Source organism: Seinonella peptonophila (assembly GCF_900129355.1).
GTDB classification, from domain to species: Bacteria; Bacillota; Bacilli; order Thermoactinomycetales; family Thermoactinomycetaceae; genus Seinonella; species Seinonella peptonophila.
The window spans coordinates 225,277-250,019 of record NZ_FQVL01000002.1; the positions used below are offsets into that span (position 1 = coordinate 225,277).

A 24,743-nucleotide genomic window follows, 5' to 3' on the forward strand; every position below is an offset into this window, starting at 1 on the left:
CTGCTATCTAAAAACATCAATTGTGCTGCTCTTAGACTACAGATTTCACCCCCTACGATCTAATCATGCTTCACTGAGTTCATACGCCTTGATGATTTTTTGTACCAATGTATGTCGCACTACATCCTCTTGTCCCAAATAAATAAAACGAATTTCTGGTACGGTTAATAAGATGCGTTCAGCTTCCTTTAACCCTGACTCTTTACCACGAGGAAGATCGACTTGCGTTACATCACCTGTTACAACCATCTTTGAGCCAAAACCTAGACGTGTGAGAAACATCTTCATCTGCTCAGGGGTGGTATTCTGTGCTTCATCTAGAATAACAAATGAATCTTCTAATGTTCGACCGCGCATATATGCAAGAGGTGCAATCTCTAGCAAACCTCTTTCCAACATCTTTCCTACTTGTTCAGCACCTAGCATTGTATATAAACTGTCATATAAAGGTCGTAAGTATGGGTCTACTTTCTCTTGCAGGTCACCTGGGAGAAAACCTAGATTCTCACCAGCTTCTACAGCGGGACGTGTCAGGACAATCCTTTTCACACTTTGTTGCTTTAAGGCCATTACCGCCATCACAACAGCAAGAAATGTTTTACCTGTCCCTGCTGGACCAATCCCAAAAACGATATCTGATCGACGAATCGCCGTGGTATAATGTTTCTGACCTAAAGTTTTTGCAACAATCGATTTGCCCTTTTGAGTGATTCCGACATCCTCTTGAAAAAGATCGAGTAACTCTTTCGTCAAACCTCTCCGCGATAATCGATCTGCATATAAAACGTCACGTTCAGAAAGCTGATAACCTTGTCTAACGAGTGACAACAACGTTGTAAACAATTCTTCTAAACGTTTACAGGATTCTTCATCACCCTTAATATTTAGTTGATCGCCTCTTAATACAAGTTTGGCTGATGTTTGAGCCTCAATAACTTTCAAAAAAGCGTCCCGAGGACCAAACAAGCTCATTGCCTCTGTAGCTCCCTCTAGCGGGATTTTTATCAAATAGTTATGTTCTGACAAATGGCTCATTCTCCTTGTAATATCGGTTGAGGAGTTGCGATATCCTCTATTACATCAAAGTGTAGCTTCAAATAAACTTTACCATTCTCTACGTTTTGGTGCAAAACTTTTTCCTCTATAATTTTACCATCTTTACCAATCATTTTTAAACATTCTTCACGAGCCTGTGTTCTAGCGAGCAATGCTGCTTGACTAACTGAAAGATGTCTCTTTTGTACCATCGTCTCACGATACTCTTCTCGTATCAAGCCAAAGGGCAATCTTTTACCCATGATTTGTAATGGTTGAATAAAAGACATCGGCGTAAAATTTCGAGATTTTGGTCTTTGGAACCAGTCAATACGAAGAACCTGCCCGCCAATATAAGGAAAATAAGCTTGCTCTCGACGACCTGTATAAAGATTTCCCACTTGATTTAAAGGGATAGCGACATCTGTTTCATACCAAACTTCACCAAAAACCTTCCCTTGTGCACCAACGACTTGTCCTTTCCCTGTCTCTTCATCTTCACCATATATTCCCGAAACCAGTCGCTGTCCTTTCTTAACCATATCGGATACCTCTACTTCTGGATGTCCTTTTAATATCTTCATATCTCGAATTAATCCCTGTTTGCGGGCAACTAAATGAACAGGGCCATATGAAGGGATCTCATCAAGGTGCTTCTCAATCCTTTTTTTCTCCACAATCACAATCAACGCACGCGTACCTTCAATTCGATACCCAATCCATGAAGCATCCGGCAGCTGTTCAAGCAATCGATGTTGTACTTCCTCAGCTTTTGGCAGAGCAGTTTTCCATTGTCCTACAAAAATACCTTCTCGAACGAGCAAGGAGCGGATGACCCCTTCTGGAATCTGCTCACTTCCCACAATATCAACACGCCATATAAAGGAACTCATTACGATTAACAATAGAAAAAAAAGTCCTATTCCTAAGAAGAAAAACTTTCGTTTGTATGCTTGACTCACTATAAAAGGCATACCGCGTTTCTGAACAATTTTCATCTGCAATCGATATTGGCGAATCATTCGAACAACTCGATGAAAATCTGTGAGCAAGATGATAAAGCGAATTTTCTTCGTATCTAGCCAAATTGTCTGTTCAAGTTCAATTTGCTCATGAACGACTTGTCGAAGCCAGTCCTGTATGCGTTCACCTTGACATTCAAGTTGAACTTTCCCCACACAGAGCTTCGTCGTAATATTGTTTGCCAAATCGCTTCTCCTCTCATGATTGATATTGAATCGACTCAATTTGACCACTAATTCGAATCTCATATCGATTCATTGATTCTATTTTTAAATTACTCCCATTTATTTTCAGTTTGCCTGTTTTGCTGTGTAAGCGTACTTCATCAGGTTGGAACCAGTCCATTCCTTGGTGATTTTCGATTTGTAAGAGACTCTTTCCCACCCACTCCAATCGAACATCTTCACTGGTAATCTCTGTTGGGATATCAAAAAGACCTTCCGCCATCTGATGAACTTTTCGTTTCCAACCCATTCGCCAAACCTCCGCTTCATTGATACTTCTATGCTACGTTCTGCTCGTTTATGAAAGTTTGCTCACCCAAGAAAGCAAAACAAAACCATCAACAAAAAACCGACACTCAGCCCGTTTTTCGCTGGAAGTGCCGGAATCGACTTTCTCGTATATGATTTATCTTGAACCGCTGATTACTTTCTCTTGCTGTTTGTTGGGATCGTTGAGCCAGGGAAAAGGAGTCAGATTCAATCCTTTTTTTGACACGAAAGCCTTCCAAAAAATGCCTCTTTCTTGAAACTTGTGCAGTTTCTTTTTGGCGACTAGCCGTTACTCTCTTCGAAAAATGATAAGAATTCCACAAAAAGAGTAGCAATAGGGCGATGAAAATGAACACAGGTAATAAAAAGAGACTAATTCCCATTGCGCGAATCAATTCTTGCCACATCATTTTCCTCCACCTACGGTTTGGTTTCCTCCGACTCCTGCTTCAAAAGAGAAGTGATTTCGCATAGCTGTATCAGCTTCGATATTTTTTAATTTGTAATAATCAAGAACACCCAATTTACCCGAACGCAAGGCATCTGAAACAGCAATTGGTACCTTTGCTTCTGCCTCCATCATCTTAGCACGCATCCGTTCAACTCGTGCTTTCATCTCTTGTTCTTGTGCTAAAGCAAGCGAACGACGCTCATCTGCTTTTGCAAGGACAATTCTCTTTTCTACTTCGGCCTGTTCTGCTTCAATGCGTGCCGCTATATTTTGCCCAATTTGTAAATCAGTTAAATCAATCGAAATGATTTTAAATGCTGTGTCAGCATCTAATGACTTTTCTAATAATTTTTTGGAGATTTGATCAGGATACTCAAGCACTTCCTTATGTGAGTCTGCTAAACCGACTACACTAATTAATCCTTCACCAACCCGAGCGATAATCGTTGGCTCTCCTGCACCACCTATATATTGATCTAGACTAGCTCGTATGGTGATTTGAGCCAACATATGCAATTCAATACCATCCTTGGTGATAGCGACTATTTCAGGTGTATGTATCACTTTTGGGCGAATCGCCAATTGCACAGCTTCTAAAATATCATGCCCAGCTAAATCGATTGCAGTTGCTTGATCAAAACCTAATACTACATTAGCGCGCTTCGCTGTAACCAGTGCATTGACTACTTGATTTAGATTACCTCCTGCAAGAAAATGCGCTTCTAACTGCAACATTTCAAGCTCTAATCCAGCTTTCTTTGCCCTTACAAATGGATCAATGATATAGATAGGTCGAATCCTTCGTAAACGCAACCCGATCAGAGTCGATAATTTTACATATAATCCTGAGGCAATTGTACTAATCCATAGTGTAATTGGAATTACAGTGAAGACAAGCATAAGTAATGCGATGATTAGTATAGAAAAAAGTATTATAGTTAGTGATTCAGAACCCATTTTATTATCATCCTCTATAATAATTTTAGTTAGTATAATACACCAATTATTCTATTATTTCCAGACAGTATAAAAGCCGCTGATTGCCTCAGCGGCTATTTACTAGGATAATGTCTGATTTACGATTTGACTTACTTTTTTTCCATCTGCACGTCCTTTTACCTTAGGAAGAACAGTTCCCATTACTTTACCCATCTCTGCTTTTGATGTTGCACCTAGTTGCTCGACCGTTTCAACAACGATTTGGCGTAATTCTTCATCACTCAATTGAGCAGGTAGATAAACTTGCAATATCTCTAATTCACCTTGCTCCTTTGCTGCTAATTCTGAACGACCTGCCTTTTCAAAACCAGCGATTGAATCTTTTCTTTGTTTCACTTCTCGTGTGATGACATCGAGCACCTCTTCATCGTTAAGCGGACGTTTTAAATCAATTTCTACCTTTTTTATGGCGGCGCGAACCATTCGAATGACTGCTAATTTATCTTTTTCTTTATTTCGCATCGCTGTTTTCATATCTTGTTCCAATGTAGCTACCAGACTCACAACTTACACCTCATTTTAAGGTCTTCTGCGCTTTTTCTTACGGGCAGCGGCAGCTTTAAGCTTACGCTTTTCACTTGGTTTCTGATAACGCTCGCGCTTACGGTATTCTTTCACTACTCCACCAGTCTCTTTTTTAAATCGACGCAAAGCAGAGTCAAGTGATTCATTTTTGCGAACTTTTGTTGTGATCATGCTTTTCCCTCCCTCCACGGGTCAGCCACATAATGGGACCAAACATGTTTTAGCAAGCGGCCGAATCCTCAGAGGACGGTCAGCACAAAACACCTGCTAACTCCATCCAAACAAAATGGACGGAAGAAAAATTGTTGCTCCAAGCTGGAACCATTACAAAACCCTTCAACATCAATGGTTTTGATTCATTGTTGATCTCCCTTATTGGGAAATTTTTGCGACCACTTAAATAACGTTATAGCGGAACGATACGCAACGCAAGTGGAACTTTTACGCAACTCCTTGATCATGGAGGTTCGTTCCAACGAGTTAGATCAAATCCGATATACACCCGCTAATATATAATTATACGCAAATATCAGGCAAACTGTCAAAAACTTAACCTGGAGGCCAAGTAAGCGTTCTCCCGCCCAAAAGATGGAAGTGAATGTGGAAAACTGTTTGACCACCTTCTACGCCAATATTATTGACCACTCGAAACCCATTTTCATCGAGCCCAAATTGACGAGCAATTTTTTGCGCTGTCAACAATAGTCTGCCTGCTAATGCTTCATCTTCAGGCGATAATTCCATCAAGGATGCAACATGTTTTTTGGGGATTAGCAGAATATGAACAGGTGCTGCCGGATGAATATCACGGAAGGCATAAAATTCTTCATCTTCGTAAACTTTTTCTGAGGGAATTTTTTGCTCGACGATTTGACAGAAAAGACATTCTTCCACTTACCATTCACCTACTTTAATATGTACTTTGAACAAATATACCATGTGATCAGTATAGCTACTAGAGCTACTTTAGCTAATAACTGACCCAACCCGTTCATTTTAACATGAGTTTGCACTACAAAGAGGAAAAAGCCCAGCTTCTTAGCTAGGCTTTCACAACAATATTAATCAACCGTGCTGGAACAACAATTACCTTGACTATCTCTTTATCTTTGATTAACTCCTGAATCCGCTCATGGGCAAGGGCTTGACTTTCTATCTCTTCTTTGGATAGATCGATGGGCACAGTAATTTTCCCACGCACTTTTCCATTTACTTGGATCACTAATTCGATGGTATCATTTTTTAGGAATTGTTCATTATATGCGGGCCATGGTTGCAGGTGAATACTCTTTGGATGACCTGTAAGTTGCCATAGCTCCTCAGTAATATGTGGTACAAAAGGCGCTAAGAGAATGATTAATGTTTCTAAGGCGTCCTTTAAGACCCCTCGATGCGATTCAGCAGGATAATTCGCAATCTCATTAACCAGCTCCATTATGGCGCTGACTGCTGTATTAAAGTGATTCCGCTCTCCGATTTCCGCTGTTACCTTCTTAATGGTCTGATGAAGACGTTGACGTAGCTCTTTAGCAACATCATCTAATGGTGCATGATCAAGCTCTTCTCCTTCAAAGAGTCCATGATGATCATGTATAAGCCGCCAAACGCGCTTTAGAAAGCGAGCACTCCCTTCAACATTACTACTATCTCCCCATTCTACATCACGTTCGGGAGGTGCGGTAAAGAGCATAAAGAGCCGAGCTGCATCAGCGCCATACGTGTTTGATGCCTCAATGATACTCACAACATTTCCTTTGGATTTTGACATTTTAGCACCATTTTTTAAGACCATACCTTGTGAGAGCAGACTGGTAAATGGTTCTTCAAAATTGACCAATCCTGCATCATAAAGTACTTTTGTAAAGAAACGCGAATAGAGCAAATGAAGGATTGCATGCTCAATTCCGCCAACATATTCATCTATAGGAAGCCACTGATTTACTAAATCCGAATCAAATGGTTTTTCATGATTATGTGGATCAATATATCGAAGATAATACCATGAAGAATCTATAAATGTATCCATTGTATCGGTTTCTCTTCTTGCATCTTGATTCCCACATTGCGGACATGTCGTATGCACGAAAGATTCTGAAGTTGTCAACGGATTCTGCTTTCCATCAAAGACAACATCTTCAGGCAAATAGACAGGCAAATCTTCTTTTGGAACAGGAACAACCCCACAATGATCACAGTAAATAATCGGGATCGGGGTACCCCAATACCGTTGGCGAGAGATTAGCCAATCACGTAGGCGATATTGAGTTGTTTCTCCACCTTTACCCACTTCTTCTAGATGTTTGGCAATCGCTTGAATGGCTTTTCGATTTGAGATGCCATCAAACGCAGCAGAATGAATCAATGGACCTTCACCCGTATAAGCTGCTGTCAGTTGACCTTCAGTAGGCTCTGGTTGTTGAATCACCTGTTTAATAGGAAGCTGATACTTCTTTGCGAACTGAAAATCCCGCTCATCATGTGCAGGTACACCCATTACAGCACCTGTACCATAATCCATCAAAACATAATTACCTACCCAAATAGGTACTTTTTCTTTTGTTAGCGGATGTATGGCATACAACCCTGTAGGATAGCCTATTTTATCTACGTTTTCAGCGGTTCGTTCAACCTCTGTTGCTTTTTTCATCTGTTCGACGAAATCGAGGATAGTCTGCTCCTGTTTCTGACCCTTGATTAACTTGATTACCAATGGATGTTCAGGTGCTAATACAAGGTAAGTTACCCCGTACAACGTATCTGGACGTGTGGTGAATACTGTAATCTCTTCATTGATCTCTGGCAGCGCAAAAGTAACATCAGCACCTGTGCTTTTCCCAATCCAATTTCGCTGCATTGCTTTTACGCGCTCTGGCCACTTTGGTAGCTGATCAAGCCCTTCAAGCAGACGTTCAGCATAATCAGTGATTCGCAAAAACCATTGTTCAAGCTCTTTTTTCGTTACTTCTGTATCACAACGCCAACAAAGACCATCTATTACTTGCTCATTTGCTAATACTGTATTGCAATTTGGACACCAATTTACTGATGCTTTTTTGCGATATGCAAGACCACGTTCATAAAAAAGTAAGAAGATCCATTGATTAAAATGATAGTACTCAGGCAAACAGGTACCAATATATCGATCCCAATCATATGACATGCCCATTAATGACTGTTCTTCCTTAATGCGTTCCATGTTTTTCAAAGTCCAATCTCTTGGATTTACTCCTCGTTGAATCGCAGCATTTTCTGCGGGTAAACCAAACGCATCTGCACCCATCGGATATAACACGGAACGACCATTCATTCGCCAAAAACGAGACACCACATCACCAATGGTATAAACTCTTGCATGCCCCATATGTAGCCCTTCTCCTGATGGATAAGGGAATTGTTCTAAAACATAGTATTTTGGTTTATTTGGATTACTTGAGCTTTTATACAATTGCTTGTCCGCCCAAATCGATTGCCATTTTGGTTCAATATCGTTTGGGTTATATTCTTTCATGATTGATCCTCCATTTCTGTTAATCCAATAAACCTCCCGCCCCCACAATAGAAATCCATTGCATAGGGACGAGAGGTTCATGATTTCCCGTGGTACCACCCTAACTTGTGACGTAAATATGGAAGCGCTGCCACTCACTTCATTAGGATTCTGCAATCGAATTAACTAAACGACCCACCACTGAAGAGTTGAGCATCTCGCTTCATCTGGTGTGGTAACCCATATCCATCCACGAAGGCACGCTTCGTGCCAAATATCTTTTTGTATCGGTCTAAACTCCGTACTCAATAGCCCCATTATACTGTTGCACTTAGAATCCGGCAACTGATTGCAATAGATATTATCAACCCTCTTTTCAAGAAAAAAGGGGTATTGTTCGTAAACATCGTTTCAAAAGACCTTAGACGATATTATAAGCGGAATGGACAAGGGTGGTCAATAAAGACAAACCTTATAAACATGTTTTACTAGTATTCAGAAATATCTTACCATTCACTATTCCCGTCTTTTGATCTTTTGCATAGGATATTCTAACCATAGGCAGCCTTCTGCAAAAAGGAGGAGGGGAAATGGATGAGAATACGAGCAGTTGGAAACGCGCGGATAAAATAGCACTGATCAGTGTTATCTTTGGAATCATTAGTGGAGTACTGGCTGTTTTTGCTTTGATAGAAGATATTAATGCTAGATGTTAATTATATTATATATTACCCCAACATATCTTAACCATATAACATAAAGGAGTGAGGCAAATGGCAAGAGAAAGAGATTTTTTTCTCCAAGATGCGGCAATGCGTCGAAAAATACGAAAAATGATTCGTGAGGAGCTCAGGAGGGAGCAACAGTTTAGTCAGTCATATCAAAATGAGCCTTATTTTGAGGAGGAACACGAACCTTGGGCAGTATTTGGAGAACCACAGCTTGATCCACATCAAGAAGCAGCATTTCGTAAGCGACCTCCACAAGTTCAAGAATGGGGAGAAGAGCCCTTTTTTCCGGAATATGGAGAAATGGACACCCCACCATTAGTTCCAACACCCAAACGAAAAAGAAAAAGAACGTAAAGGTTGTCATCCTTGTCCCGATCCTTACATAGACTTGTGGAAGGAGGGGACATTCATTATGAAAGAAATCATCCTACCATTTTCAATCGGACTTACTCTCTTTCTTTTTGGATTACACATGATGCGAATTGGTCTTGAAAAAGTGGCAGGTAATCATCTTCAAGATTGGTTACTTCGCTTTACAAATACACCAACAAAAGGATTTATTACTGGCATTTTAACAACTGCTCTTCTGCAAAGTAGTAGTGCAGTTACAGTAATCACAATCAGTTTTGTTGATGTAGGAATTTTAACTTTTTCCCAATCGATTGGAATTATCCTTGGAACAAACATTGGTACAACCATCACAACACAGATTATGGCACTAAAGATTGAAGATTTCACTGCACCTATGATCTTACTTGGCGTTTTAATACGCCTCTTACCACTTAAACAATGGGCACATCTAGGCTCTGTTATTGCTGGTTTTGGATGCATTTTCCTTGGTATGGAGACCCTCCAATGGCTATCTGGTCCTCTTGAAAAATTGGGCATCATTGATCAATTAATTGAGGGAAATCAATACCCGCTATTGACCGGTTTACTGATTGGAACCCTTTTTACAGCGCTCGTGCAGAGCGGAAGTGCAACAATCGCCTTAACCATGAGCCTCCTAGCAGCCCATACGATCAGTCTTCCGATTGCGATTGCCATTGTTTTTGGAAGTAATATTGGCACATGCGTAACTGCTTGGATTGCAGCAATCAGCATGAAGCAATCAGCAAGGCAAGTCGCGATGGCTCATCTTGTCCTAAATGTCGTTGGCGTTCTATGCTTCATGCCTTTGATTCCATTGATCGATGAGGCTGCCTACTGGCTTGCTTCCGAACCTATACAACAAATTGCCCATATTCAAACCTTATTTAATATCATCTGTTCAATTGTTGTACTTCCATTCTCTACATTATTTGCAAATGCGATCACTTGGTTACTACCCAATCAAACAGAGATTATCCCTTGGAAGAAACAATATTAAGACCATTGCTTGTGCCAATTCGAGTTGCGCCAGCATCTATCATCGATAAGGCAGTTTCACGGTCATGAATACCACCAGAAGCCTTGATTCCTAAATCTCCACCGACTGTTTGATGCATGATTTGAACAACATCTGTCGTTGCGCCACTACTGGCATAACCCGTTGAGGTTTTGACAAAATGCGCCCCTGCCAGCTTAGCAACCTGACAAGCTGTTATTATTTGCTGTGTTGATAACAAAGCAGTTTCTAAAATCACCTTTACTAAATGTCCTTGTGCGGCTTTTACGACCTCTGCAATATCGCTTTCGACATACTTCCATTCTCCCTGGAAAAGAGCTGGGAGATGGATGACCATATCAATTTCATCAGCACCTAATTGAACTGCTAACTGGGTTTCAAACGCTTTGCTTTCCTTGATACTGGAACCATGTGGAAAACCAACCACCGTACAAATGTTCAACTGATCACCATACTGATTACGAACAATTGGAATCCAATAAGGTTGTATACATATCGCATAAAATTGATACTTGATTGCTTCCTGACATAGGTTTTCAATCTGTTGTCGCGTAGCATCTGGCTGAAGCAATGTATGATCGATATATTTTGCAAGCATATCGCTCAAGTAAAGTCCTCCTCTTCCATGGAAATCTCTAGCTCTTGAAAAGCATGTCGTATAATGCGGTGATTGTTAGCATAACCCCGTTTTAGCAATCGTTTCCAAGCCTCTTGTGCTGAAAGCCAAGCAACTTGATTAATCTCTTCTATTTGTGGTACTTCCTGTCCACCGGCCGTTTCCATCAAATAATAGACGACCTCTTTGTCAATATGACCATAATCATTATGGCGATATTGATAATGGATTGTATCGAGTTTCTTGATAATCTTCGCTTGGATTCCCGTTTCTTCAAGAACTTCCCTTATTGCTGTCATTTCAATTGTCTCACCTGGTTCTTGTTTTCCTTTTGGCAATGTCCATTTGCGGTATCGATCTTCAATTAGTAATATCTCTAGATTCCCAGATTGATCTCTTCTTACTACTACCCCGCCTGCTGATATTTCTTTCATTGCTGTAAAATCTCCTTTCAACGAACCAAGGGATATATAACAAAAAGGCTATCGCTTCTGATAGCCTTCTCGATTACGATGCTGTCTCTAGTATACGTAAGAAGGTGCCCTGAGATGCTTCGCTATCTGCCTGATCAACTTTGACTCGACAAACTCGACCCACCACATCAGCTGACGCAGGAAAGACGATTGGTAAGTAGTTATCAGCATACCCGATATATAGATTGTTCTGACGATCATGCTCGTAGAGTCGTTCTGGGATCACTTCAAGCACTTGCCCGACAAATCTCTCTGCGTACTTCATTTGTAGTTGCTTGGACAATTGAATCAACTTTTCAACCCGTTGATGCTTGATTTCATCATCGACTTGATTTGTCATTCGAGCCGCCGGAGTTCCTGTCCGTTTGGAATAGGGGAATACGTGCAGTTGATACATTTCCAACTCTTCAATCAATCGATAGGTATTCATAAATTGCTCATCGGTCTCGCCAGGGAAGCCTACAATTACGTCTGTGGTAATCGCGCAATCTGGTAATACTTCTTGCAATTGAAGTATTTTTTCACGATATTCGGCTACAGTATATTTTCTGCGCATTCTTTTAAGAATGTAGTCATCTCCAGCTTGTAATGGGATATGGAGGTGACGACACATCTTCTGTGAACGCCTAAACACTTCTATTAAGTTATCATCGATTTGACTTGCTTCAATAGAGCTGATTCGAATTCGATTTAATCCCTCAATCGAATCAAGCTCCATCAGTAAATCTGACAATCGATAGTTATCTAGGTCTTCACCGTATCCGCCTGTATGAATACCAGTTAAAACAATCTCTTGAAATCCATTATGAACTAATTTTTTCGCTTCTGCTATCACATGTTCTGGTTTCCGACTACGTGATAATCCTTTTGCCCATGGAATAATACAAAATGTGCAGAAGTTATTACATCCTTCTTGTATTTTTAAAAACGCACGTGTACGTTCAGAAAATGTAGGAACTTCTAATTCTTCATATGTGCGTTGTTTCATAATATTACCAACTGCATTGATTGGTTGACGCTCATGACGATATTGTGATACATAATCAAGGATTTTATCTCTCCCCTGTGTACCCACAACAATGTCAACACCTGGGATATCCATAATTTCCTTGGAAGAAGTTTGTGCATAACACCCTGTAACAACAATAACTGCATCTGGATTTCGACGAATCGCTCGTCTGATCACTTGTCTACTTTTTTTATCACCAGTATTGGTTACAGTACAAGTATTGATCACATAAACATCGGCTTCTTGATCAAAATCAACCTTTTGGTAATTTTGTTGCTGAAAGAGTTGCCAAATCGCTTCTGTCTCATAGCTATTTACTTTACAGCCTAAAGTATGAAAAGCGACTTTATCCATTCCATTCACCTCCTAAATCATGTCGCATAAAAAAAGCGCAACTTATTGCGGCTATGGCGGCAGTCTCTGTCCGCAAAATCCGCTTTCCCAACGTCACAGGCTTAATTCCCGCTTGCTTTGCTCGCTCGATCTCTTGCCTTGTAAAACCACCTTCTGGACCTATGATGAGATGAATCTCTCCTTTGGGATAAGCCTTTAACGACTGGTAAAAGGAGTTCCCTCCTTGCTCATAGGCAATCCACGCGGGTTGATTTGACAAAGCAGATAAAAGGTCATTGAAATGATAGACGGACTCAACAAGTGGAATCATACCACGGTGTGACTGCTCTGCCGCTTCTTTTACAATTCGTTGCCAACGGCTTTGCTTTTTTTCCAGTTTTCGATTATCTATCTTAACGATTGTACGCTCGGATATAACAGGGACAATCCGCTTGACTCCTAGCTCTGTCGATTTTTGTAAGATCCAATCCCAACGATCTCCTTTTGGGATCGATTGCCATAAGACAACTTCTGTATGTGGTTCACCCATAGACGGAGATTGATTTAAAATGTTCAACCTGATTTGTGAGGGCTGAATCGTCTCGATCATCGCAAGATAGTCAGCACCTTGTTCATCACAACAAATAATCTGATCGCCAGGCTGGAAACGCATCACATTTTTGATATGATGCACATCATCTCCAACGATCACAATGTGTGAATTTACTATTTGGGTTGGTTGCACAAAGTAACGTTGCATATTTCCCCCACCTAATGATTAAAAAAACAACATTCAGTTTACCACGTTTTGATATGAAAAACCACCAAACAAAAATAGGCCCTGATAGGGCCTAGCAGTTTGTAGACAAAGTCTCTTGATCGGCTCGTGATCGTGGTTTGCGGCGACGCACCGATCTGGGCTTGCCAGGATGTGGGACTGTCGCGTTCTATCAACCTTCGCGACCGGGCAAAATTCGTCTCCTCCGGCATCCGCCTGCGGAAACTCGAACAGTTTGTCCAAAGAGAAAATGCCACTTCCGCTGCCATTCCGCTATGTTGCGTCCGAAATGGAGCTTTGCCGATCACCTCTCCACTTGCTCTTTTTGCGTTTTTCATCAGTCTGATAGGCCGTTAATAGGGTCTAGTATTCCTCTATTTAGTCACCACGAAATGCTCGTTTCATTTTATCGAAAAAAGTACTGTTTTGCTCGTGAACATATTCACCAGTTAGACGGTTAAATTCACGCAGCAATTGTTTTTGTTCTTCTGTTAAGTTAGTAGGGGTTACAACCTTTACTTTTACGCGAAGATCACCTTCCCCATATCCACCTAAACGTGGTACACCTTTTCCATGAATTCGAAACTCACGACCTGTTTGTGTCCCTGCAGGAACTTTCATCTTGATCCGTCCATTTAATGTAGGAACGACTACCTCATCGCCTAGCGCAGCTTGCGCATAGCTAATTGGTATTTCACATACTAAGTCATCACCATCGCGATTGAAAATTTCATTCTTCTTCACTTGAACTTTCACATATAAATTACCAGGTGGTCCACCGTTAATCCCTGGCTCACCTTCTCCTGGAACAGGAATTTGGGCTCCATCATAAATACCGGCAGGGACTTTAACAGAAACAATCCGTTTTTTATTCACTCGTCCTTTGCCTGTACATGCGTTACATTTCTCTCGTACGATTTTCCCTGTACCATTACAGTCACGACATACACGTGTATAGACAATGCTAATCGGACGATTCTGAACTACCTCCTCCTGCCCTGTCCCTTTACATGTGGAACAAGTATCAGGATGTGTACCTGGTTTTGCTCCTGATCCATGACAGACATCGCAGGTTTCCAAGCGAGGAATCACAATATCTACTTTTTTACCAAAAACAGCATCCTTTAGTTCAATATAGAGGCGATATTCTAAATCAGCACCTTGACGTGGTGCATTCGGGTTACTCCGGCGTCCACCTCCGAAGAACATATCAAAGATATCACCAAAACCAAAGTCTTGAGAATTAAAACCACCGCCAAAATCTCCGGCTCCTGCAGCGGCATGACCAAATTGATCATACTGAGCTTTTTTCTGTTTATCACCCAATATCTCATAAGCCTCTTTTACTTCTTTAAACTTACTTTCGGCATCAGGCTCTTTATTAACATCTGGATGATACTTTCTTGCAAGTCGACGGTATGCTTTACGAATCTCTTCTTCTGAAGCATTTCGTTTAACACCCAATACTTCATAATAATCTCGCTTGCTCACCGGATCACCTCCTCTATATCCCATTTAGCGAAAAAAGGAAAGTCAAAGTCAAGTTCAATTTGACATTGACTCTCCACACATTCATAACTCGTTATTTATCTTCCTTTATTTCTTCATACTCTGCATCGGTGATGTCTGATTTATCATCTGAACTTTGATCGCCGCTGTCCGATGAATCATCTTTTTTCGCTTCTTCTGCTTGTTGTTGCTTAGCCATTTCTTCGTACAACTTGATCGATAGTTGTTGTACTTTTTGATCTAAATCATCCGTTGCTTTCTTAATTTCTTCCAAATCATCTTCTTCCAACGCCTTCGATAACGCTTCTTTAGCCGACTCAGCTTCCTTAATATCCTTCTCATCCGCTTTGTCACCCAAATCCTTAATTGTCTTCTCGGCCAGGAAGATCATTTGATCAGCTTTATTACGAAGCTCTACTTCTTCTCGTTTCTTCTTATCTTCATCAGCATGTGTTTCAGCTTCACGAACCATGCGTTCGATCTCATCATCATTTAAACCGCTACTGGATTGGATGGTGATATTTTGGCTTTTACCAGTTGCTTTATTTGTTGCAGAGACGTTAACAATTCCGTTTGCATCAATATTGAATGTGACCTCAATTTGCGGGATTCCTCTAGGAGCTGGTGGGATATCAGTTAATTGAAAACGACCCAGTGTCTTATTATCGGCAGCCATTTCACGTTCACCTTGTACCACATGAATCTCAACAGCAGTCTGATTATCAAATGCGGTAGAATAAACTTCAGACTTTTCGGTTGGAATTGTGGTATTACGAGGAATCAAACGAGAAACAACGCCACCTTTTGTCTCAATTCCAAGTGACAAGGGAGTAACATCTAAAAGGACAATATCGGTGACATCGCCAGACAATACTCCACCTTGGACAGCAGCCCCCATTGCGACAACTTCATCTGGGTTAACGCCTTTGCTTGGCTCTTTTCTAATTAGATTTTTAATCGCTTCCTGGACGGCTGGAATTCGTGTAGAACCACCAACCAAAATCACTTTATCAATATCCTTAGAAGCTAATTTGGCATCATCCAGTGCACGACGGGTTGGTTTCATCGTACGTTCAATTAAATTTGCACTCAACTTTTCAAACGTTGCACGGGTCAAAGTGACCTCCAAATGATGGGTCCCAACTAAGAACGGTAACGAGATCGTGGTTGTCAACACACCTGATAAATCTTTCTTCGCTTTTTCGGCAGCCTCTTTCAACCGTTGAATCGCTGTGTTCTCACTGCTGAGATCAATCCCATTTTCTTTCTTAAATTCTTCAATCAAATAATCGATAATCACTTGGTCAAAATCGTCTCCACCCAGTTTATTATCACCACTGGTTGCTAGTACTTCGACCACGCCACCACCGATTTCCAGAATGGATACATCAAAAGTACCTCCACCCAAGTCAAAGACGAGTATCGTTTGATCTTCATCTTTATCAAGACCATAAGCAAGTGCTGCAGCAGCCGGCTCGTTAATAATCCGTGCTACTTCAAGACCTGCAATTTTACCAGCATCTTTTGTCGCTTGACGTTGGCTATCATTGAAATACGCTGGAACAGTAATGACTGCCTGTGAAACAGTTTCACCCAAATAAGCCTCGGCATCAGCTTTTAATTTTTGGAGAATCATGGCAGAGATTTCTTGAGGTGTATATTCTTTATCTCCAATTTTTTCTTTTTGATTTGTTCCCATATAACGCTTAATGGAGCTGACAGTGTTATCAGGATTTGTAATTGCTTGTCGCTTTGCAGCATCTCCTACTAGACGTTCACCTGTTTTAGAAAAACCAACCACAGATGGTGTGGTACGACCTCCCTCAACATTGGGGATAATGACGGCCTCTGAGCCATCCATAAAGGAAACACAAGAGTTGGTTGTTCCTAAGTCAATACCAATTACTTTACTCATAGATCGTAAAACCTCCTACATAGAATATAGAACTTTAGCTGCTAACTTTTACCATACTGGGTCGAATCACTCGATCATGATAGCGGTATCCTGATTGCAGTTCCTCTACTACGATCCCAGATTCGAAACGATCATCGTCTACCTCTTGTACAGCATTATGCAAATGTGGATCAAATGGTTTTCCCTCAGCCTCTATAATCGTTAATCCAGAATCGGAAAGCACTTGTAAGAACTGTCGATAGACCATCTCAATCCCTTGTTTAAGCACATCAGCGCCTTCACTCTGATCTGCAGCTTCTAATGCTCGTTCAAAATTATCCAGCACTGGCAGCATCGACTCGATCAATGGAACTACGCCATACTTTAAGCTCTCTTCTACATCTTTTCTTGCCCGGCGACGTAGATTTTCAATATCGGCACGAGCGCGCAGATAGAGATTGTGATTCTCTTCTGCCTTTTGACGTTGTTCTTCAGCAATTGCTTGCCATTTCTCGACTTCTGAAGATTCTTCCACTTCTTCAACTTTCACCATCTCAGGCTCAGACTGACTATAATTATGTATGTTCTCCACTTCAGATTGCTCATCTATTTGTCTTTGGGAATGCGGGGCAGCATCCCTGCGAATCGATTCTTGATGCTCAGAAGACATGTTTATTCCCTCCTGTATTAGCAAGTTCTATTCTGATCTAACACGATCGAGGCGGATCAAACGAAGCTACTTTACCACTGATTGTAACAAAAAACAAACTATTATTTTCTTAATTTTTTGTTGGGATAATCGTATGAATACGTAAGATTGCGGTACTCACTTCAAGAGCAGTGGCAAGTGCATTAAGCTTGGTCAACAATGGATCGACCACACCAGCCTCTAACATATCAGCTACATGTCCTCGATCACAATCAAAGCCAAGAGAGCGAATCTGCTTCGCCTGTTGAGCCCGTTTCACTAGTTCTAACTTTTCCAGTGAGTTATAACCCGCATTTGTAACCACTTGAGAAATAGGTCGATATAATGCCTCGACTACAGCGGAAACGCCATACCGCTCTAACCCTGGTAATTTATCAGCATATAACTCTAGATCACGAGCAATCGCCAATTCAATTGCGCCTCCACCTGGTACAAAACCACCCTTTACCGCAGCTTGAACTGCCGAAGCAACATCCCGACATATTCGTTCGCGCTCTTCTATAACTTCTTCTGTCGATGCTCCAATCAAGATAGTGGCAGTCTGCCTTCCAGCCCCACCTGTGACACGAACCCAGTTTAATAAATTATCATCTTCGACCTCTTCACATTCACCAAGGCGTTCCATCATTTCATGTGTATCTTTGCTGAGCACTGCAAATCGAGTCAATTTTGCATTTGTATGTTCAGCTAAACGTCCTAGGTCTGCTTTCGTTACTTGATCAACAGCAAAAATACCCTTTTCAATGAAGAACTCTTCAGCCAGAGGGTGTACTTCTCCAGCTACGAATACAGCTCCAACTTTCAGTTGATCCAGTTTTTCTAGGTCTTGCAAAAAGTCCTTTTTCCATTCTCCATCTGTCTTACTTGGCGTGACAGAATCTGAGATAACGAATACTTTCGTTTTCTCTTTTAAAACAGGCATTTGAGGATGAAGTCGAGTACGTTTTACCAGTATACCAGAAAAGACAATCCCTTCCGCATTGGGATGTGTCACAATACAGTCTGATAATCGATAATCACGTTGCTCTAATTGTTGTTCCCCTATCATTTGTACTGCATCCATAACAGATAAGGTAATATCCTCATAACCTCGACTTGCTGTGTAAGCGATTCGATGCAACCAATCATCTTCAAGTCCTTGCACAGCATAAGCATTTTCTTTCATTTTCTTCACAGCTAAGGCAATTCCTTGTTGAATTCCCGCAATCACTTTGACAACTGGAATGCCACGCAAAATCTGCTTTGCTCCTTCCTCTACAATGGAAGCAGCAAGCAGTGTGGCTGTTGTTGTACCATCACCAATTCGTTTCTGTTGAGATTCTGCAACTTTAATCAGCATTCGGCTTACAGGATGATCGACTTCCATCCGTGATAAAATAGTCGCCCCAGCATTGGTAACAGTAGGGTTCCCTTCGGAGTCTACTAACATTACATCCAATCCCTTGGGACCTAGTGTTGTTTCAATAACTGAGACAACTTTTTTCACGGCTTGCACATTTTCTTGTAACAGCGTCAAGCCAGCTTTGACTCGCTGATCAGACGATGAATCTTCTGAGTACCCTACCAAGAACTTCACCAAAAACTTCCTTTCTAAATCATTGGACGATATTATAACCCTCGTAACCATCGATGCAATTTATCGGAAACATCCCGCGATAAGTAATCGATCAAACCAATCACTTTTCGATAATTCATGCGCGTAGGACCAAGTACGCCAATTGTGCCAACTTGCTCGCCATGAATCATGATCGAAGCGGAGATGATGCTACAATCACTAACAGACGCAACCACATTTTCCTTTCCAATCCGCACTTGAATACCGTCAGAAGTCGGTTGAATGAGCTGCATAATTGTTTGCGTCTCTTCTAATAGGTCAAGCAATGCTCTCATCTTATTAATATCCTGAAACTCAGGTTGATCTAAAATTCGAGTAGTTCCGCTCGTATACACTTGTTCACTATTTTCCATATGGAACAAACGAGTTAACCATTCATCAAGATCAAAGCCTAACTCAAGTTGTTGACTCACACCTTGAGCCAAAAAAGGAGAAAGGAGTTGCCCTTGCAAACGCTCATTCACTATCTGAACAATTTGCTGAATTTGTAATTCTGTCAGATGCTGTGGTATTTCAACCTGTTGTTGATAAACACGACCCGTCTCAGTTATGATAATCGAAATTGCATGACGGCTCGAAAGAGGCACCACTTGCAAATACCGTAAACGTTCTTCAAACGAAGTAGGCCCCAATGTAATGGTCATATAATTGGTCTGTTTAGAAAGAAGCGTTGCAGTCTGACGAATAATCTGTTCCAGACTATCTAATGAACCCCAATCTTGGAGACCTAGTTCTTCGCTTTGCCCTTGTTGCCAAAAATATGGGGTCACAATATGATCCACATAAAAACGATAACCTTTTTGCGATGGAATCCGACCAGCTGATGTATATGGCTGTTCTAGATAACCCATCTCTTCAAGGTCTGCCATTTCATTTCGGATCGTGGCTGCGCTAACGCCTACTTCCTTCTTCTTGGAAACAGTTCGCGAGCCAACAGGTTCAGCCGAAGCAATGTAATCATCGATCACTGCCCAGAGAATCCGTTTTTGTCGCTCAGTCAGCATCTGCCTCCCCCCTTGTTAGCACTCCCTGTATATGAGTGCTAAAAATTCTCCTTTTAACTTACCAAAGGTTAAGGGATGATGTCAAATTGTATTTAAAACAAAGGAAATGGAGTCATAACTCTTCTTGTTATTTAAGAAAGAAAAGCAGCAAAAACCTCATTTCCAAATAAAATCCCTTGCTCTGTCAATCGAACTCGATCTTCTTCATTCATGAGTAGTCCTTGCTTTTTCAATCGTTCTAATTCCTCCCCAAAAACTTGATCCATTTCCAGATGATATCGCATCTGAAAATCGGCTCGACTGACACCTTCCATCAACCGCAGACCCATGATCATAAAGTTCTCCATCATTTCCCGTTTATCAACATCCCATCGACTTACGATCGGTCGCTTCCGTTGCTCAATCACTTTGATGTATTCACGGATAACCTTTTGATTCGCATAACGCTGATGATTGATATATCCATGCGCACCAGCGCCTAACCCATAGAATGTCTGATTTCGCCAATAAGTCGAATTATGAATACTCTCCATACCCTCTCTTGCAAAGTTGCTAATCTCATATTGTTGATATCCATGCTGTGGGAGTAGTTTTCTCGCAAGTTGGTACATTTCCAATTCAGCTTCTTCATTTGGAAGTGGCAGTTTTCCTTGTTGTTCTAAATAATGAAAACGGGTTCCTTCCTCTACTTTTAGACTATAGCAAGAAAAATGATCTGGATTTAGCGAAGCAGCTTGTTGAATGGTTTCTTCTAAATCAATCACTCGCTGATTTGGTAGTCCAAACATCAGATCGAGTGAGAGATTTGAAAAGCCAACTTTTCGGGCAATCGCAATACTATCTATGATTTCCTGAACCCCGTGAATGCGTCCAATTTGTTGAAGTAAATCAAGGTGGAAAGTTTGCGCACCAAAGCTAAGTCGATTGACTCCCTCCTCTTTCATGACATGCAGTAACTCTTCGGAGGTTGTCTCTGGATTCGCCTCAACTGTCCATTCACAGCTAGCATGAATTGGAAAATAACGATCAACCATTGCCAATAATCGTTTCATTTGCTCAATAGATAAAATGGTAGGTGTACCACCACCGATAAAGACAGATTGAATCGCTGTTGGGGGAACTTCTTCCACCCACATCTTCATCTCTTGTTCCAAAGCGGTGAGATATTGCTCAACAGGTTGTCCATCCACAACATAGGCGGTAAAATCGCAATAATAACATTTGTGAGAGCAAAATGGGATATGGATGTAGACCGCATTTGGCTGCATTTCAATCATTTCTCCTCTACTCATCATCCATTTGTAATATCGCCATAAACGCCTCTTGAGGAACTTCAACACTACCTACAGATTTCATCCGTTTTTTACCTTCTTTTTGCTTCTCTAACAGTTTTCTTTTTCGGGTAATATCCCCACCATAACACTTGGCGAGCACATTTTTACGCATTGCGCGAATCGTCTCTCGTGCGACCACTTTATTCCCGATCACTGCTTGAATCGGAACCTCAAACATTTGTCGGGGAATCAGTTTACGTAATTTTGCTGCTAACTTTTTCCCACGATGATAGGCGCGATCACGATGAACAATGAAAGAAAAAGCATCTACTACTTCACCATTCAATAAAATATCCATCTTGACTAGATCAGATGGTTGATATCCGATTAACTCATAGTCAAATGAAGCATAACCTTTAGTGCTAGATTTTAATTGATCAAAAAAATCATAAACAATTTCAGCTAAGGGGAGCCGATAGATCAGATTGACACGATTTCCTTCCATGTATTCCATATCGACATATTGTCCCCGCTTATTCTGGCATATCTCCATGATGCTCCCTACATACTCGTTTGGTGCCATCATTGTTGCTTTAATATAAGGTTCTTCTACACGTTCGATTTTTTGCTGTGCTGGCATTAATGTTGGATTCTCGATTTCGATCTTGCTTCCATCTGTCTGATAGACATGATAGATAACGCTAGGAGCCGTTGTAATCAACGGAATCTGGAACTCTCTTTCGATTCGTTCTTGGATGATCTCCATATGAAGTAAACCTAAAAATCCACAGCGAAATCCAAATCCCAGTGCTGTTGAAGTTTCCGGTTCATAGCTTAAAGATGCATCGTTTAGCTCTAACTTCTCCAGTGCCTCTCGTAAATCTTCATACTGTGAAGAATCGACAGGATAGATTCCGCAGAAAACCATTGGTGTAATCGGTCGATAGCCAGGGAGAGGCTCTTGTGCAGGTCGATCAGCATCTGTAATCGTATCTCCTACTCTAGAATCTTTTACGTTTTTAATATTGGCAACGACAAAACCTACTTCTCCCACAGATAATTCCGATACGGCAACCGGATGCGGGGTTAAGACACCAATCTCGGTTACTTCATACACTTTTCCTGTTGCCATTAACTCGATCTTCATCCCTTTACGAAGTGTTCCATCTACAACACGCATATAAATAATGACACCTTTATATGGATCGTAGAGAGAGTCAAAGATTAAGGCACGCAAAGGGTCTTCCACCTTTCCTGATGGGGGCGGAATATGCTTTACAATCTGTTCCAATATATCTTCCATACCAATACCAGCTTTAGCTGAAGCAAGCACCGCTTCACTTGCATCCCAACCGATGATATCTTCTATTTCCTTCCGTACACGCTCAGGCTCAGCATTAGGTAAATCAATTTTATTAATGACTGGTAAAATTTCTAGTTCATTTTCCCATGCTAAATAAAAATTAGCTAATGTTTGCGCCTCCACACCTTGCGCCGCATCCACAACAAGCAAAGCCCCTTCACATGCTTGTAGACTTCTTGATACTTCATATGAAAAATCAACATGACCAGGTGTATCAATCAGATTTAAAAGATAAACTTGTCCATCCTTTGCTTGATAACGCAAGCGAACTGATTGCAATTTTATTGTAATTCCACGTTCTCGTTCCAAATCCATATTATCTAAAAATTGTTCTTGTTTTTCTCGCTCAGTGATCGCTCCGGTAAACTCTAAAATTCGATCTGCAAGTGTTGACTTACCATGATCAATATGAGCAATGATCGAAAAATTACGGATCATTGCCGGACTTATTTTTTTCTCCAATCAAATTCCCTCCGAACACGTAGGATGCATTGAACCATTATAACAAGAGGGGAACTTGGTTGGAAGTAGATTCTCTAATCGATCCAACCAAAGATCACACTTAATAGCTTTCTAGCTGACTGACGAATTCCACTGCCAACTTGATTTCCTAATTGAGCGAGTTGATTTGTCTTGCCCTGCACCTGTTTCTTCGCCTCGATTACCTGTTTGGGACTTATTGCCTTAGCAGGATTTTGCGTTGTCACCACATTACCTAATAAAGCAATCTCCACTTTTCCATTCTGAGGGGTAATCTGTATCGCTCGAGGGGCTCCTTCTGCCCCTTGCAATTTATGAATATTTTTTTCAGCAGAATCGATTCCTACAAAGACACCTACACACAACATCGCAACCATACTAACTCCAATCCATAGCATACGCATATTCCTTCACCTTTCTCTATCGCGCTTTCATAACGGGAATCGTTTCAAGTACTTCCTTACTTAACACTTTTGCCAAAACATCTACAGAACGATACGCTTCGTTAAAAGTATTTCCAACTCCCCCCACCTCTACCAATAAACTATTGGGAGAGAGAGATTGATTATATTCCCCATTGATTCCACGCGTACGTGGCTTTTCGATCACTGACGAGGAAAGTCCAGGATAAAGTTGATTAATTTTCTGATGTAATTGCTTTGCTAAACTTCGATTTTGCGGATAATAAGAACTTGATTTACCGACTACGAAAGAGAGTCTTGCATACGAGAGCCCTCCAATCTGAATCGTTGTTTTATTTCGCGGACGTGAGTCACGATGAACATCAATTAAATATGTAAGTTGCGGATGTTGTTGCATAACCTGACGTATTTTCTTACGAGAGACGCGATAGGCAAAGCGTGAATTTGTCTTTGGTTGAGATTGAGAAGCGATTGCTCCCACATGTAATGCCTGAAGGCGCTTTGCTAAACGCTTGCCAACCTGGTTAATATTTCTCTTTTTATCAATGCTTACTGCACGACTGGGCTGTTTTGTTCCAACTTCAGACAGATAAGATTCCCAATAATGTGTATGATAGACAAGTACAAGAGGCTGTCCTAACTCTTTTATTTGTTCTGATTCATCACGTTCCAAGTCATCTGTGCTAGAAATAATCGCCTTTTCTAAATCAGGAGGTGGGGGTGATTCCACAGGAATCGATGTATAGTCAACCCCAGGGCTTGCTGCGATAATATTTGCATCATATAAAGCAAACATGGGTAACTCTCTACCTAATAGTGTTCGAGGATCTTTTGGATTAATACTTGTTACTAATTCAAAAAAGAGACGAGAAAGAATTCGATCTTTTGATTGGTTTACCTGTTCATCCAGATACGGAATACTCTCTCCTAAGACCATTAATAATGTTTTTGGAGTAACCCGATTGGTTAAAGGACTTCCCTCTGTTTGGCGCACATTTGATTCTGCTTGCAACATAGCAAAGCCACCTATCATTGAAAACAGAATTGCTGTCCCCACAAAGAGAAGGACGAAAATACGTCTTACTTTGGGTCGTGCAAATGAGATAGTGGCAAAAGGTGACCGGTTCATTTC

General features: G+C 41.0%; 25 protein-coding genes. 3 read left to right on the top strand and 22 right to left on the bottom strand.

All coding sequences use genetic code 11. The annotated features are described in order from the left end of the window. Window positions 1-63: 63 nt before the first annotated feature. From BUB71_RS05440 to leuS, 9 genes are all read right to left on the bottom strand, one after another. Window positions 64-1,026: a PhoH family protein gene (locus BUB71_RS05440; RefSeq protein WP_422785134.1), complete on the bottom strand. Its 963-nt coding sequence runs from the start codon at window positions 1,024-1,026 to the stop codon at window positions 64-66. A gap of 5 nt (window positions 1,027-1,031) precedes the next feature. Then, a complete protein-coding gene (gene yqfD / locus BUB71_RS05445) occupies window positions 1,032-2,243 on the bottom strand; it encodes a sporulation protein YqfD (protein WP_073153501.1) in 1,212 nt (403 codons plus the stop codon). A 13-nt stretch (window positions 2,244-2,256) separates the two neighbouring features. Then, complete coding sequence (locus BUB71_RS05450) at window positions 2,257-2,532, bottom strand: YabP/YqfC family sporulation protein (RefSeq protein ID WP_073153504.1); 276 nt, start codon at window positions 2,530-2,532, stop codon at window positions 2,257-2,259. Window positions 2,533-2,638: 106 nt separating this feature from the next. After that, window positions 2,639-2,962, bottom strand: coding sequence for a hypothetical protein (locus BUB71_RS05455; protein ID WP_139278990.1), 324 nt, complete (start codon window positions 2,960-2,962; stop codon window positions 2,639-2,641). After that, complete coding sequence (floA, locus tag BUB71_RS05460; RefSeq protein ID WP_073153511.1) at window positions 2,959-3,960, bottom strand: flotillin-like protein FloA; 1,002 nt, start codon at window positions 3,958-3,960, stop codon at window positions 2,959-2,961. The genes BUB71_RS05455 and floA overlap by 4 nt, the downstream gene beginning before the upstream one ends. Before the next feature lie 102 nt (window positions 3,961-4,062). Then, window positions 4,063-4,506 carry a GatB/YqeY domain-containing protein gene (locus tag BUB71_RS05465; RefSeq protein WP_073153514.1) on the bottom strand — a complete coding sequence of 148 codons (444 nt, stop codon included), beginning with the start codon at window positions 4,504-4,506 and terminating at the stop codon, window positions 4,063-4,065. A gap of 15 nt (window positions 4,507-4,521) precedes the next feature. Next, window positions 4,522-4,698: a 30S ribosomal protein S21 gene (rpsU, locus tag BUB71_RS05470; RefSeq protein WP_073153517.1), complete on the bottom strand. Its 177-nt coding sequence runs from the start codon at window positions 4,696-4,698 to the stop codon at window positions 4,522-4,524. A gap of 378 nt (window positions 4,699-5,076) precedes the next feature. Next, entirely contained in the window at window positions 5,077-5,421 is a 345-nt protein-coding gene (locus BUB71_RS05475; RefSeq protein WP_073153520.1) for a histidine triad nucleotide-binding protein, read from the bottom strand. Window positions 5,422-5,569: 148 nt separating this feature from the next. Continuing rightward, the gene (leuS, locus tag BUB71_RS05480; RefSeq protein WP_073153523.1) at window positions 5,570-8,035 is read right to left on the bottom strand and encodes a leucine--tRNA ligase; all 2,466 of its coding nucleotides are present in this window, start codon (window positions 8,033-8,035) and stop codon (window positions 5,570-5,572) included. 569 nt (window positions 8,036-8,604) lie between these two features. On the opposite strand from leuS, the gene BUB71_RS20180 reads away from it, so the two are divergent. From BUB71_RS20180 to BUB71_RS05490, 3 genes are read left to right on the top strand one after another with little or no spacing between them, the layout of a single operon-like run. Then, the gene (locus BUB71_RS20180) at window positions 8,605-8,730 is read left to right on the top strand and encodes a hypothetical protein (RefSeq protein WP_281248177.1); all 126 of its coding nucleotides are present in this window, start codon (window positions 8,605-8,607) and stop codon (window positions 8,728-8,730) included. Between the two features lie 57 nt (window positions 8,731-8,787). Next, entirely contained in the window at window positions 8,788-9,099 is a 312-nt protein-coding gene (locus BUB71_RS05485) for a hypothetical protein (protein WP_073153527.1), read from the top strand. Window positions 9,100-9,157: 58 nt separating this feature from the next. After that, entirely contained in the window at window positions 9,158-10,114 is a 957-nt protein-coding gene (locus BUB71_RS05490) for a Na/Pi symporter (protein ID WP_084731142.1), read from the top strand. Here BUB71_RS05490 and deoC read toward each other — a convergent pair. The 13 genes from deoC to spoIIP form a co-directional block, all read right to left on the bottom strand. Then, window positions 10,089-10,730 (bottom strand): deoxyribose-phosphate aldolase, encoded by a 642-nt coding sequence (deoC, locus tag BUB71_RS05495; RefSeq protein WP_073154088.1) that lies wholly within the window; start codon window positions 10,728-10,730, stop codon window positions 10,089-10,091. The genes BUB71_RS05490 and deoC overlap by 26 nt on opposite strands. Window positions 10,731-10,735: 5 nt before the next feature. Further along, window positions 10,736-11,182: an NUDIX hydrolase gene (locus BUB71_RS05500; protein WP_073153531.1), complete on the bottom strand. Its 447-nt coding sequence runs from the start codon at window positions 11,180-11,182 to the stop codon at window positions 10,736-10,738. Between the two features lie 73 nt (window positions 11,183-11,255). Further along, the gene (gene mtaB, locus BUB71_RS05505) at window positions 11,256-12,584 is read right to left on the bottom strand and encodes a tRNA (N(6)-L-threonylcarbamoyladenosine(37)-C(2))-methylthiotransferase MtaB (RefSeq protein WP_073153534.1); all 1,329 of its coding nucleotides are present in this window, start codon (window positions 12,582-12,584) and stop codon (window positions 11,256-11,258) included. Further along, on the bottom strand, window positions 12,577-13,323 hold the full coding sequence (locus tag BUB71_RS05510; RefSeq protein ID WP_073153538.1) for a 16S rRNA (uracil(1498)-N(3))-methyltransferase: 747 nt from the start codon (window positions 13,321-13,323) through the stop codon (window positions 12,577-12,579). Before BUB71_RS05510 ends, mtaB begins: the two co-directional genes overlap by 8 nt. A 396-nt stretch (window positions 13,324-13,719) precedes the next feature. Beyond that, on the bottom strand, window positions 13,720-14,832 hold the full coding sequence (gene dnaJ / locus BUB71_RS05520) for a molecular chaperone DnaJ (RefSeq protein WP_073153544.1): 1,113 nt from the start codon (window positions 14,830-14,832) through the stop codon (window positions 13,720-13,722). 91 nt (window positions 14,833-14,923) lie between these two features. Continuing rightward, entirely contained in the window at window positions 14,924-16,765 is a 1,842-nt protein-coding gene (gene dnaK / locus BUB71_RS05525; RefSeq protein WP_073153547.1) for a molecular chaperone DnaK, read from the bottom strand. A 34-nt stretch (window positions 16,766-16,799) separates the two neighbouring features. Then, the gene (gene grpE / locus BUB71_RS05530; RefSeq protein ID WP_073153550.1) at window positions 16,800-17,414 is read right to left on the bottom strand and encodes a nucleotide exchange factor GrpE; all 615 of its coding nucleotides are present in this window, start codon (window positions 17,412-17,414) and stop codon (window positions 16,800-16,802) included. A 109-nt stretch (window positions 17,415-17,523) separates the two neighbouring features. Further along, a complete protein-coding gene (locus BUB71_RS05535; RefSeq protein ID WP_175552290.1) occupies window positions 17,524-19,029 on the bottom strand; it encodes a TCP-1/cpn60 chaperonin family protein in 1,506 nt (501 codons plus the stop codon). A 32-nt stretch (window positions 19,030-19,061) separates the two neighbouring features. Then, window positions 19,062-20,072, bottom strand: coding sequence for a heat-inducible transcriptional repressor HrcA (hrcA, locus tag BUB71_RS05540; RefSeq protein WP_073153554.1), 1,011 nt, complete (start codon window positions 20,070-20,072; stop codon window positions 19,062-19,064). 131 nt (window positions 20,073-20,203) lie between these two features. Next, a complete protein-coding gene (hemW, locus tag BUB71_RS05545; protein WP_139278991.1) occupies window positions 20,204-21,340 on the bottom strand; it encodes a radical SAM family heme chaperone HemW in 1,137 nt (378 codons plus the stop codon). A 16-nt stretch (window positions 21,341-21,356) separates the two neighbouring features. Next, window positions 21,357-23,147, bottom strand: coding sequence for a translation elongation factor 4 (gene lepA / locus BUB71_RS05550; RefSeq protein ID WP_073154091.1), 1,791 nt, complete (start codon window positions 23,145-23,147; stop codon window positions 21,357-21,359). Between the two features lie 98 nt (window positions 23,148-23,245). After that, window positions 23,246-23,593, bottom strand: coding sequence for a DUF3679 domain-containing protein (locus BUB71_RS05555; RefSeq protein ID WP_073153560.1), 348 nt, complete (start codon window positions 23,591-23,593; stop codon window positions 23,246-23,248). Between the two features lie 16 nt (window positions 23,594-23,609). After that, entirely contained in the window at window positions 23,610-24,740 is a 1,131-nt protein-coding gene (gene spoIIP / locus BUB71_RS05560; protein ID WP_073153563.1) for a stage II sporulation protein P, read from the bottom strand. Window positions 24,741-24,743: the final 3 nt, after the last annotated feature.